Genomic DNA, 11,962 nt, shown 5'->3' with positions numbered 1-11,962 from the left:
CCTTGGTTCTGAGCGGCGGCAGATCCGGGCGGAACGCACCTGTGCGGTTTGCCGCCACGCAACGTTGCCCAGGCTCAGGCTGCGAGACGCGCCGCTTTGCGCCGGGCAAAGGCCAGCGTGCCAAGGGCACCCAGCAGCAACAGGCCACCAGCAGGCAGCGGCACGGGCGATGGCGGCAAGATCGCATCGAGGCTGGCACGGGTGCGGTCGGTGTAATCGGTGAACCAGCCGTCATAGCCCAAGGCGAACAGACCGGCGATCTGCACATCCGAAGCCTCTTGGTCCAGAGGCCGCAGGGTATAGCCGTGAACGATCAGACCAAGCGCATGGGCGGCATCGACAAAGCCTTTGGTCAGGGCCTGCCCCGACAAGCTGACACCAACGCCGTCCGCAAAGGTGGCGATCTCGGCCAGGGTCATGCCGCCGATGCTGTACTCGCCAGTGACCAACAGGCTTACACTGCCAAGGGCCGCAAGACGCTGGCTGCTGTCTTCCTCTTCCTGAATCGCGGCAATGGCGCGCAGGGCGGCGAGGTCAAAGCTCTGGATGAACACTTTGTCATTGGCACTGTTGAAGCCGGCGGCGTTCAGCTGTTGCACGATCTGACGGCTGCCGAATGCAGAGGTTGGCGATTTGGCCTCTGGATAGATGCCAATCTCGGTGCCGTTGGCGGTATTATACTCCACCAGAAAATCGAGCACTTCCTGGAAGGTCGGGACACGATAGGGGTTATCCATCGATGGCGTGAAGCCGGGATAGCTGGTCCCCGCCTGCTGGCCGCGCGGCTTGACGGTCAGCTGCTGGATCTCAGCATAGGTGAAGTTGCGCACAGGGTCGAACTCACGGCCCGGGAACACGGTTGCGACATCGGTTGTGCCACGCAAGGTCGAGTCGTGCATGGCGACAAGGACACCATCCTTGGTCAGCGCCAGATCGGGCTCGATATAATCTGCCCCCATCTTGATCGCCAGTTCATAGCCGCCCAGCGTGTGCTCTGGCAAATACCCTGCCGTCCCGCGATGGGCGATGACGATGGGGGCCTGCCCGTCGAGTGTGTTCAGGGTTGCCGCAGCACCCGGACCGGGCAGGGCAAAGGCCGCGATCAACGCCGCGGCGAGGACGTGAAATTTCATGTCAGTTCCTTTTCAAGCCGTGCCCGTTAACGATTTGGACACGCTTGTGCGGCTACCAGCGGCGCATGACAGGTTTGTTGCGAGATTGCGAACAATTGTTCACAGTTTTGCGCCGCTGCGCCGGTCACCAGCAGCGGATCCCGCCAAAATGGGCGCAAAATGGAAACAGTTGTGCGCTGGCGGTCGGTTATCGGTCGGAGTCCAGAAACACTGGCTCCCGTTGCCCCGCTACAAAACGGCGCAGCACCTCAGGGTAGAGCCGATGCTCTTGCACCAGCACCCGGGCGGATAGTGTTTCCGCCGTATCGCCGGGCAGAACCGGCACCACCGCCTGCCCCAGCACCGGGCCTGCGTCCAGTTCCGCTGTCACCTCATGCACGGTGCACCCTGCTGCCGTATCGCCCGCGTCAAGCGCACGCTGATGGGTGTGCAGGCCAGGATATTTCGGCAGCAAGGAGGGGTGGATGTTCAGCATCCGCCCGTCAAACCGGCGCACGAAGCCGGGGGTCAGCACCCGCATGAACCCGGCAAGGCACAGCACATCCGGCTTTGCCGCAAGGATCGGCTGCAGCAACTCTGCTTCAAACCCCGCGCGGTCACGGCCAAAGCTGCGATGATCCACCGCTGCCGTTGGCACGCCGCAGGCTGCCGCCCGGGCGAGCCCCACCGCTTGCGGATCGTTGGAGGCCACCAGAACCGGCTGCGCATAGCCGCCGGCCTGCATGTCCTGCACCAGCCGCAGCATGTTGGAGCCACCCCCTGAAATCAGGATGGCAACCCGTGTCACAGCAGACGGCCCGTGTAGATCACCCCATCGCCCGGCACGACCTGCCCCATGCGGATCACGGTTTCGCCTTCGGCCCGCAGCAGATCGGTCAGCGCATCGGCGCGGTCCTGGGCCACCACCAGCATCATGCCGATGCCGCAGTTGAAGGTCTTGAGCAGCTCGGGTTCCGACATGTTTGCCGTCCGCGCCAGCCAGTCGAACACCGGCGGCAGATCCCAGCAGTCCAGATCGATCTGACAGGCCAGCCCTTCGGGAATCACGCGCGGCGGGTTTTCGGTCAGCCCGCCACCGGTGATATGGGCCAGGGCACGCACGCCCCCTGCCCGCACCGCCGCAAGCGCCTGCTTGACATAAAGCCGGGTCGGCGCAAGCAGCGCGGCACCCAGCGTGCCGTCACTGAACGGCGACGGCGCATCCCACGCCAGCCCCGACAGCTCTACCACCTTGCGCACGAAACTGTAGCCGTTGGAATGTACCCCGTTCGACGCCAGCCCCAGCAGCACATCGCCCTGCCCCACGCCCGATGGCAGATCGGCCCCGCGCTCCATTGCGCCGACGGCAAAACCGGCAAGGTCGAAATCACCGCCGTGATACATGCCCGGCATTTCCGCCGTCTCGCCGCCGATCAGCGCACAGCCGCTCGCTTCACAGCCCGCGGCGATGCCGGTGATGATGCGGGTGGCCTGATCCAGATCAAGCTTGCCAGTTGCGAAATAGTCGAGGAAAAACAGAGGCTCAGCCCCCTGACACACCAAATCGTTGACGCACATCGCCACCAGATCGACGCCGATGGTATCGACAGTGCCGGTGTCAATTGCGATGCGCAGCTTGGTGCCCACACCATCGGTGGCCGCCACAAGGATCGGATCGGTATATCCTGCGGCCTTGAGGTCGAACAGCGCGCCAAAGCCGCCCAGCCCCCCCATGGTGCCCGACCGCATCGTGCGCTTGGCAGCCGGCTTGATCCGCTCGATCAGCGCATTGCCCGCGTCAATATCCACGCCCGCATCGGCATAGGTCAACCCGTTGTGGCCTTTGGTCATTGCCCGTCTCCGTAAAGGGAATCCGCTGTTGGCGTCCTTTACGCGTTTCAGGATGCACGCGCAACAAACGAGGCCGGTCCTGGCCTGCGCCGCCGGTCTTGGCCAGCCGAGCCGTTCTTGACCTGCCCGTCTGATCTGCTAGGCAAGGCGGCGGTACGGGGCTGTAGCTCAATGGTTAGAGCCGGGCGCTCATAACGCCTTGGTTGGGGGTTCGAGTCCCTCCGGCCCTACCACCCCCCCCCCGCGTGTGACAGGTCCGATGGAAGGCCAGGGTTCAGGGGAGCGGCCAGCCTTGCATGAGGGCAAGGGGCATCGCCAAGCCCGCGCCGGCAGATGCGGCTGTGCCGAGATCGATCAGCTTGCCAGGGCTGCGGCTTTGCGGCGGCGCAGGGCCAGGACGCCAAGCCCGCCGAGCGCCGTCAGCATCAGGGCCAGTGTGGCAGGCACCGGCACCACCGCCGGAGCGGCGTCTGCCGGGGCAGGAAGCGCGCTGGAGGAAATGGTGTAGCGCAGCGGGTTGGAATGGGTGCCGTAAAGCCCAAGCCACAGCTGACCGGCAAAGTCATCACCCAGTTCGATGGTGCGCTGGATCGGCGTTCCGGCATTGTTATAGCCAAAACTCACCCCGCCACCGGCTGCGGCGGTGCCATCCCAACCCCAGCGAAACGCCGAGGTGCTGAACAGCACCGACCCACCGGCAGAATAGCTGTAGCCAAAGCCGGGAATGGCGTCAAAGATCAGGGTCAGCGTCTGCTGCCCGACGGGCAGAAACTTGAAGCTGAAAATGTCATAATCATTTGAACCGGACCATGTGCCTGACACAGAGGTGACACCCGCGCCGATGGCTGTGGGGGTTTGCCAGCTGTTGGAAAAATCGCCCAGATCACTTTCAAGCAGTGTTGTCGCCTGCGCCGCGCCCGCTGTCAGCGACAAAAGCACGGCAATGGGGGCCACAAGGGTCTTAAACATGATCTTCTCCAGACTGGGGTCACAGGGTCTTGCGGGCAGTCCTACGAGGCGGGTTTGGGCAAAATAAGGCAGAAAGACGGCCATTGCTGTGGAGCAGAGCGCGATGACGCAGCGTCTGGCGGTTAGAGCCGGGTGTCGCTGTGCAGATGCACCTCACCAATGCCGCCTGCGGTCGCGCGGATCTGCGGACCGGCCGGGATCGGCATCGGGCCAAGCCGCGCCCCGGTGATGATGATCTGTCCCCGGCGCAGCGGCAGGCCGCGCCGCGCGGCGTGATCTGCCAGCCAGATCACCGCCTCTGCCACCTGCGCGCTGCCGGGGCCTGTTTCGGTGCGCTGCAGCAGCTGGCCATCGCAGAAGATCTCCAGCGGCACGTCTGCCAGGTCTTGCCGGCCCCAAGGCACCCCGGCAGAACCGGCGACAAAGGCACGGTTGCTTTGGGCATCGGCCAGCCCGGTGAGGGCCGGTACCGCCGAACCATCGGCAAAGCGCGAGTCCAGGATTTCAAACGCCACACAAACCTCCCCCAGCGCCGCCAGCACCTGATCGGGTGTGGCGCGGTCAGGAACATCCTGTGCAAGGCGCAGCGCAAGCTCGACCTCCAGCAAGGGCGCTACCAATCCGCCGGGCAGCGCCCCACCGTCGGGCAGCAACCGCGATGCTGCGAGCGGGGCGGTACGGATCACCCCATCGCGGCGCGGGGCGACCTTCCAGCCGGCGACCGCTTCGCTCCCCAGAACGGCGGTCTGCACGGCATAGGCTTCGGCTTCGTCGCGCGGCGCGTACTGTGGCGGCAGCGCAGACAGGCGCGGGCCAGAAAAGGCACCGCGCAGGGCGCTGGCAAGCTGTGTAACATGGTCCGGCATCTGATCACTCCTGCAAGGGCTTGGGGGCCAGGACTTGCGTGCCCCGGCTATGAAACGAAGCGCTGCAGGGCGGGCCCCCAAGGCCCGTGACCTGCCCCCGTCCCGCCGCGCCTGTCAAGGCGTCAGTAGTGCCGGAGGCAACGGCTGAGCACGGTCAGGCGATGCGGAAAGGAAGAGCGGAATCATAGCGCAGCGTCACATCCTGCGGCGATGGCTGTGTCTGCTGTCGTTTGCGCCTGCAACGGGTCAACCGTTGTCTTGATGCCCCGCTTGGGCACCGAATGTGACAGGGACATGAAGGTTTCTCCTTCCGCCCGAACCGGGCCGCAGCGCGGCGAGGCTGTTATGGAACCGTCACATGGGCCTGCTATGCGCCTCTTTGACCCACATAAGGACGCTGTACCATGACCAAGACCCTGATGTTGACGACCGCTGCCTGTTTTGCCCTGCTTGCCCCGATCGCACAGGCGCAAAGCCTTGGTGATCTGGCATGGTCAGACACCACGCCGTTTGACGCCGCGATGACACAGCAGGACGATTTTACCATTGTGGGCAGCGAAGAGTTGATGGGCCTGAAGGCCATGAACGACGATGGCACCATCAAGGCCATCATCGAAATTCCGGCCGGCACCTCTGCCAAATGGGAAGTCAGCAAGGATGATCCGAAGGCCGTTTATTGGGAGCTGAAAGACGACAAGCCCCGTGTCATCAACTACCTGGGCTATCCCGCCAATTACGGATCGATCCCCGGCACTGCCCTGCCCAAAGAGCTGGGCGGCGATGGCGACCCGCTGGATGTGATCGTCCTGGGCCAGGCCGTGCCACGCGGCACCGTGGCCGATGTGCGGGTGATCGGGGTGCTGAAGATGCTCGATGGCGGCGAGCAGGATGACAAGCTGATCGCCGTGCTGGCCAAGGAGTCGCCCTTTGCTCACATCGAGTCGATGGCGCAGCTGGATGCCGAATTTGCGGGCGTAAGCCAGATCATCGACCTGTGGTTTGCAAGCTACAAGGGCCCCGATGGCGGTATGGAGGGCAAGGGTTTCGAAGATGCCGACACCGCCCGCTCCGTGCTCGAGGCGGCCGCCGCCAATTTTGAAGCCGCGCGCTGATTGCCAGCCAGGCAGCCTGCGTCACCTCAAAAAGGCCTTGCAGTCCATTGGTCTGCAAGGCTTTTTTTGTGCCAGTGCGGCGCCTTGGGCGCAAGTCTGCGCAGAGATACAACCATCAGGACAAGGCGACTTTTCCACTGGCCCCTGTCCGGTCGGGTTCCTGACCTTGTGGGGCTGACGCGATCCGGTTGCCGGTCATCGCATCGAACAGGTGCAGTTTGCGCCGGTCAAAGCGCAGCGCAAGCTCCATGCCGCGCGCCACCGGAACTTCGGGTGACAGCCGCACCACCGCCATCGTGCCCGCGATGCGGCAGGATACCATGGTGTCCGAGCCCAAGGGTTCAAACACCTCGACCCGGGTCACCAGATCCGGCGTTTCGAATCCGGCCAGCAAGATTGCCTCGGGGCGGGCACCGAGTTTGACTTTGGTGCCCGAAGCGGCCGAAACCGACAGCGGCAGGTGAAAGCCGTCAAGCTGAATGCCAGGCTGACCATCACCCGCAATGGTGCCTGCAAACATGTTCATCTGCGGCGAGCCGATGAATTCGGCCACGAAGAGGTTTGCCGGGTGTTCATAGAGCACAAGCGGCGGCCCCTCTTGCATGATGCGCCCGTCTTTCAGGATCACCACCCGGTCGGCCAGCGTCAGCGCCTCGACCTGATCATGGGTGACATAGACGGTGGTCCGGCCCAACAGCCCATGCAGCCGCTTGATTTCGGTTCGCATCTCCACTCGCAGTTTGGCGTCGAGATTTGACAGCGGCTCATCAAACAGAAATGCGGACGGCCGACGCACGATGGCACGGCCCATGGCGACCCGCTGGCGCTGCCCCCCCGACAATTCCGCGGGGCGGCGCTGCAGCAGCGGCTCGATCTGCAGGATCTGCGCCGCCTCGGCCACGCGGGCGGCGATGTCGGCGGCATCGGTCTTGCGCATCTTCAACCCGAAGCCGATGTTCTGTTCCACCGTCATATGCGGGTAAAGCGCATAGTCCTGAAACACCATTGCCACATCCCGGTCGCGCGGTTCCACCGCGTTCACCACCTTGTCGCCAATGGACAGCCGCCCGCCTGTCACATCCTCCAGCCCGGCAATCATCCGCAGCAATGTCGACTTGCCGCAACCGGAGGGCCCGACCAGCGCCACGAACTCCCCGTCCCCGATGGCAAGGTCAATGCCGTGAATGGTCTGCACCGCACCATAGCTTTTGGCGAGTTTCTCCAGCGTGATCGTGGCCATCTGCGCCCCCTTTTCCTGTGACAAAGGGCTTGCCAGCCCCAATTCTTGCAATTATCAATATTGATAATGATAACGCAGATCAAGCGAGTCGATATGGCCGCCGAGACTTTTTCCCAGACTCTGCCCCAGCCTGCTGTCCGGGCCTTTGCCTCGCGCCGCAGCCATGTGATCTATCGCAGCCTGCAACGCGAAATCGTGCTGGGGATGCTGGCCCCCCGCTCGGCGCTGCTGGAGCTGGAGCTGGCGAACCGGTTCGAAGTGAGCCAGGGCACGGTGCGCGAGGCGTTGTTGCTGTTGCAAGAAGAGGGTCTGGTGCACCGGATGGCGCATCGCGGCACGGTGATTGCCGATTGCCGGGCCGAGGATGCGGAGGAGCTGATCCGCCTGCGCCATGATATCGAATGCCGGGGCGTGCGGCGCGCGATGGCGCGGCAAGGCCGCGCGCTGGCCGACGCATTGCGCCACCATCTGGCAGCCATGCAGGCGGCAGCGGCGCAGGGGGATGAATACCTGCTGTCGGTGCATGACCGGGCGTTTCACGCCGGATTGTTCGAACAGGCCGATTTGCCCCCGGTGCAGCCGATGCTGACCCGCTGTCTGATCCATGCCCATCGGTTCAAGATCCTGCATCCCGAACAGCAGCGCGACCTTTTGGAAACCGCGAACCGGCATCAGGTGATCATTGATGCGGTGGCGGCGGGCGATGCGGAGGCGGCGGTGGATGCGCTTTCGCATCACATCACCACAATCGTGGATTTCGGGCCGAGCGTGATCGGGGGAAGCACATGAGCCGCAGCCAGCCTTCCCCCGCAATGGCGGCGATTCTGACGCGGCTGGCGGCAGAGGATGCCGGACTGCCCGATCCGACGTTGCTGCCAGCGGCCGAGGGCCGGGCACAGGCGGCACACGGCAATGCGCGCTGGAACCGGGAGCTGCCCGAGATGGCCGAGGTGCGGGAGGTGACGGTGACCGGTGCGGCGGGACCCCTGCCCTGCCGGATTCTGGTGCCGAAAGGTGCCGTACGTGGCACGATCTTGTATCTGCACGGTGGCGGCTGGGCGTTTTGCGACCGCGACACGCATGAGCGCGCGTGCCGCGTGCTGGCCGAGGCGGCGGGCGCGGTGGTGGTGAATGCCGATTACCGGTCGGCACCCGAACACCCCTTCCCCGCCGGGGTGGAGGATGCGGGCGCGATCTGGGCGGCACTGAAGGGCGGCCACGGGCCCTTTGCGGGGCTGGCGGGGCCGTATGCGCTGGCCGGGGATAGCGCGGGGGCCAATATCGCGATGGCGGTAATGCTGGACGCAAATGCCCCGCGGGCGGAGTGCGGGCTGCTGTTCTATGGCGTTTATGGCGCTGATTTCGCAACACCGTCCTATCAGGATTTTGCCGAAGGGCCGGGGCTGACGCGGGCCAAGATGCAGCGCTATTTCGACTGGTATGTGCCACAGGATCAGCGCAATACCCCGCGCGTGGCCCCGCTCTGCGCCGATGATGCGGCACTGCGGGCGCTCCCCCCACTCTATCTCAACGCCGCCGAGATCGACCCGCTGCGGTCGGACACCGAGCGGCTTTATGCGCGGCTGATGGCGCTTGGCCGGGCCGACAGGTTCCGCCTGCATGGCGGGGTTGTTCACGGCTTCATGCAGATGAGCCTTGAACTGGAAGAGGCGCGGCGGGCGCTGGCAGATGCGGGGGAGGCGTTTCGCAGCCTGACCAGTCAGCCGCCGCGCAAGGACACAACAAGGGAGAGAGACACATGATGACCACCCGTATCACCCACAGGGTTGCGGCGGCGCTGATGGCGAGCACTCTGCTTGCCGGTGCAGCCAGCGCACAGACCGTCAACTTCTGGTATCATTTCGACAATGCCGACAATCCGATGTCGGATCTGGTCGCCAAATTCGAAGCGGAGAACCCCGGCATCACGATCAATGCCGAGAATATCCCGTGGAACAGCTATTACGACCAGCTTTACACCGCCCTCGCAGCGGGCACCGCACCGGATGCGGCACTCGTCAAGCTGAACGCCCTGCCCCGCCTGCTGGAGATGGAGGCGCTGGAGCCTTTGGATGCACGGCTGGAAGCCTGGGAGGGCACGGCCGAGATTCAGGACAATCTGCTGAACCTGACAGCGGCGGCGGATGGCGGGCACTACTATCTGCCGGTGCAATATGTGGTGCTGTATCTGTACTATCGCACCGACATGTTTGCCGAACTGGGGCTGACCCCACCGACAACCTGCGAAGACTTCCGCGATGCCGCCATCGCTTTGACGCGCGACACCAATGGCGACGGGCAAACCGATGTCTATGGCTTTGGCTTTCGCGGCGGTAAGGGTGGGCATGACCACTGGGCGAGCTTTGTGCTGTCGCGCGAGGGCGTCGGCTTTGGCCCCGGCGAGCTGACCAGTGCCGCCGGGGTGGAGGGCAGCCAGTTCGTGGTCGATCTGTTCCGCACTGACAAGGTCTTTCCGCCATCCGCCCCGAATGACGGATTTCAGGAAATCATCGGCGCGTTCAAGAACGGTACAACGGCAATGACCATTCACCACATCGGGTCTTCCGCCGATATGGTCGCCACCTTGGGCGACAAGGTATCTGCCGTGCCGGTGCCGGAATGCGGCGGCGGGCGCTGGACATCCTTTGGCGATGAAAGCACCGCCATCTTCTCCTCTGCGCAGGATAAGGAGGCTGCGTGGAAATGGATCAGCTTCCTGTCCAGCCCGGAAAACAACGCGGCCTTCAACATGGCGACCGGGCAATTGCCGGTGACCAAGACCGATAGCGCCACTTGGGATCTGCATGAGGCGCGGTTTGTCGAGGCGACGGTCAATTCGCTGCCCTTTGCCAATCTGTTGCCGAACGTCAGCGAAACCGCCGATTTCGCCAATACCGTCTGGCCGGTGGCAATGCAGCGCGCGCTGATCGGAGAAATCAGCGCCGAGGCGATGAACGCCGAGATCGACTCGCTCTACAACAAGTGACGCGGTCGCTTTGAAAAAGTGACCGTGCCGCCAGAGCGAGTTCTGGGCAGGCCGCACCTCCCCGGCCTGCCCCCCCTTTATCTGCAAGGCAAACCCATGTCCGAGCTTTCCGCCCCGCCGGTGCCCTTGTCGCGCCGTGTGCTGCCCTATGCGATGCTGTCGCCCGCTGTTCTGGTGACGCTTGCCATCGTGTTCCTGCCGATGATTCAGGCCGTCTGGATGAGCCTGCACGACTATGTGCTGTTCCGCCCGCGCGTGTTCGATTTCGTCTGGTTCAAGAACTTCCAGACCGCGCTGGCCGATCCGGTGTTCTGGATCTCGCTGCGCCATACCGTGATCTGGATTGTCATCACCGTGCCCGCGCAAATGCTGCTGGGGCTGGCCACTGCGCTGTTGCTCAATCAGGACTTTCCCTGGCGCGGCTTGGCGCGAGCCTTGGTGATCATTCCATGGGCGCTGCCCTCTGTCGTCATCGCGCTGATGTGGGTGTGGATTTATGACAGCAATTACGGGGTGTTGAACGACCTTTTGCTGCGGATGAACCTGATCACCGCATCAATCCCCTGGCTGGCGAACCCCGATACCGCGCTTTACGCCATCATCCTGACGCTGACCTGGCAGGGGTTTCCCTTCTTTGCGGTGATGATTCTGGCCGGGCTGCAGGGCATTCCGAAAAGCTATTATGAGGCGGCGGCGATTGATGGCGCGTCGAACTTCCGCCAGTTCTGGCACATCACCCTGCCGGGTCTGGCAGGCGTGCTGATGACCGCCACGCTGCTGCGGATCATCTGGGTGGCCAATTCGATTGACGTGATCTTCGTGATGACCGGCGGCGGGCCGGGGTATTCGACCTATACCCTGCCGCTTTACGCCTTTGTCAACGCGCGCACCGGACTTGATTATGGTTACGGATCGGCGCTTGCGGTCAGCTTCACGCTGGTGCTGCTGGGCTTTGTCATCCTCTACCTGCGCCGGGCGGGGAGGAACATCGGATGATGGTGCGCAATAGGTCCGTTGTCAGGCGGATCCTGACCGTCGATCTGCCGGTGCTGCTGATCCTGTGTTTCACGCTGTCGCCCTATCTGTGGATGGCGCTGACCTCGATCACCGAAAAATCGCGGCTGTTCACCGATGGCCCTTCGATTGCGGGGGCGACGCTGGAAAACTATGTCCGGCTGTTCGCCACCGTAGGTTTTGGCCGCAATCTGTTTGACAGCTTTGTGGTGGCCGGCGGCACCATGCTGGTGGGCCTTGGGTTGGCGGTGCCTGCGGCCTATGCGTTTTCGCGCTTCCGCTTTCGGGGCCGGCGCCTTTTGATGTTGCAGTTTCTGCTGATCAACATGTTCCCGCTGGTGCTGCTGATCCTGCCCTTGTTCATCCTGATGCGGTCGCTTGGTCTGGTGGACACCTATCTTGCCCTGATCATCGCCAATTCCACCGTGGCGATCCCGTTCTCGGTCTGGATGATGACCAGCTATATCGACAATATCCCGCGCTCGCTGGACGAGGCGGCGATGACCGATGGCTGCACCCGCTTTGGCGCGCTGTTCCGGGTGGTGCTGCCGCTGTGCACGCCCGGCATCATTGCCACCGGCGTCTACATCTTCATCACCGCCTGGAACGAATATCTTTATGCGCTGACCCTTGGCGGGCGCAGCATCAAGCCGATCACCGTCGCGATCCAGACGCTGATCGGGGAATACCAGATCGAATGGGGGCTGCTGACCGCAGGCGGCATTGTGGGCGCAATGCCCGCGACGCTGCTGTTCCTGTTCGTGCAGAAACGTCTGATCGCCGGGATGACCCAGGGCGCGGTCAAAGGATAA

12 protein-coding genes and 1 tRNA gene are annotated in these 11,962 nt (G+C 63.6%); 7 read left to right on the top strand and 6 right to left on the bottom strand.

What is annotated here, in order from left to right; all coding sequences use genetic code 11:
* Positions 1–74: 74 nt before the first annotated feature.
* From CXR43_RS06755 to purM, 3 genes are all read right to left on the bottom strand, one after another.
* A complete protein-coding gene (locus CXR43_RS06755) occupies positions 75–1,133 on the bottom strand; it encodes a glycerophosphodiester phosphodiesterase family protein (protein ID WP_103333283.1) in 1,059 nt (352 codons plus the stop codon).
* Between the two features lie 187 nt (positions 1,134–1,320).
* Positions 1,321–1,920 (bottom strand): phosphoribosylglycinamide formyltransferase, encoded by a 600-nt coding sequence (gene purN, locus CXR43_RS06750; protein ID WP_103333282.1) that lies wholly within the window; start codon positions 1,918–1,920, stop codon positions 1,321–1,323.
* The gene (gene purM / locus CXR43_RS06745) at positions 1,917–2,963 is read right to left on the bottom strand and encodes a phosphoribosylformylglycinamidine cyclo-ligase (protein WP_103333281.1); all 1,047 of its coding nucleotides are present in this window, start codon (positions 2,961–2,963) and stop codon (positions 1,917–1,919) included. The genes purN and purM overlap by 4 nt, the downstream gene beginning before the upstream one ends.
* Positions 2,964–3,120: 157 nt before the next feature.
* Here purM and CXR43_RS06740 point away from each other — a divergent pair.
* Positions 3,121–3,196: transfer RNA gene (locus CXR43_RS06740), tRNA-Ile, on the top strand.
* Positions 3,197–3,317: 121 nt separating this feature from the next.
* Here CXR43_RS06740 and CXR43_RS06735 read toward each other — a convergent pair.
* Together CXR43_RS06735 and CXR43_RS06730 are read right to left on the bottom strand one after the other, a co-directional pair.
* Positions 3,318–3,932 (bottom strand): PEP-CTERM sorting domain-containing protein, encoded by a 615-nt coding sequence (locus CXR43_RS06735; protein ID WP_168219769.1) that lies wholly within the window; start codon positions 3,930–3,932, stop codon positions 3,318–3,320.
* Between the two features lie 122 nt (positions 3,933–4,054).
* Positions 4,055–4,798, bottom strand: coding sequence for a 2-keto-4-pentenoate hydratase (locus CXR43_RS06730; protein ID WP_103333279.1), 744 nt, complete (start codon positions 4,796–4,798; stop codon positions 4,055–4,057).
* A gap of 404 nt (positions 4,799–5,202) precedes the next feature.
* Here CXR43_RS06730 and CXR43_RS06725 point away from each other — a divergent pair, with 404 nt between their 5' ends.
* Complete coding sequence (locus tag CXR43_RS06725; protein ID WP_103333278.1) at positions 5,203–5,910, top strand: inorganic diphosphatase; 708 nt, start codon at positions 5,203–5,205, stop codon at positions 5,908–5,910.
* A gap of 115 nt (positions 5,911–6,025) precedes the next feature.
* Here the strand turns inward: CXR43_RS06725 and CXR43_RS06720 are convergent, their stop codons facing one another.
* Complete coding sequence (locus CXR43_RS06720; RefSeq protein WP_103334065.1) at positions 6,026–7,150, bottom strand: ABC transporter ATP-binding protein; 1,125 nt, start codon at positions 7,148–7,150, stop codon at positions 6,026–6,028.
* A gap of 93 nt (positions 7,151–7,243) precedes the next feature.
* Here CXR43_RS06720 and CXR43_RS06715 point away from each other — a divergent pair, with 93 nt between their 5' ends.
* From CXR43_RS06715 to CXR43_RS06695, 5 genes are all read left to right on the top strand, one after another.
* Positions 7,244–7,939, top strand: coding sequence for a GntR family transcriptional regulator (locus CXR43_RS06715; RefSeq protein ID WP_103334064.1), 696 nt, complete (start codon positions 7,244–7,246; stop codon positions 7,937–7,939).
* Positions 7,936–8,913 carry an alpha/beta hydrolase gene (locus tag CXR43_RS06710; protein WP_103333277.1) on the top strand — a complete coding sequence of 326 codons (978 nt, stop codon included), beginning with the start codon at positions 7,936–7,938 and terminating at the stop codon, positions 8,911–8,913. Before CXR43_RS06715 ends, CXR43_RS06710 begins: the two co-directional genes overlap by 4 nt.
* The gene (locus CXR43_RS06705; protein ID WP_246831296.1) at positions 8,913–10,136 is read left to right on the top strand and encodes an ABC transporter substrate-binding protein; all 1,224 of its coding nucleotides are present in this window, start codon (positions 8,913–8,915) and stop codon (positions 10,134–10,136) included. The genes CXR43_RS06710 and CXR43_RS06705 overlap by 1 nt, the downstream gene beginning before the upstream one ends.
* A 96-nt stretch (positions 10,137–10,232) precedes the next feature.
* Entirely contained in the window at positions 10,233–11,132 is a 900-nt protein-coding gene (locus CXR43_RS06700) for a carbohydrate ABC transporter permease (protein WP_103333275.1), read from the top strand.
* The gene (locus tag CXR43_RS06695; protein WP_103333274.1) at positions 11,129–11,962 is read left to right on the top strand and encodes a carbohydrate ABC transporter permease; all 834 of its coding nucleotides are present in this window, start codon (positions 11,129–11,131) and stop codon (positions 11,960–11,962) included. The genes CXR43_RS06700 and CXR43_RS06695 overlap by 4 nt, the downstream gene beginning before the upstream one ends.

This window comes from Pseudotabrizicola formosa (assembly GCF_002900965.1).
Taxonomy (GTDB): Bacteria; Pseudomonadota; Alphaproteobacteria; order Rhodobacterales; family Rhodobacteraceae; genus Pseudotabrizicola; species Pseudotabrizicola formosa.
The sequence above is the reverse complement of the archived record's forward strand: the minus strand, read 5'-3'. Positions and strand labels throughout refer to the sequence as shown.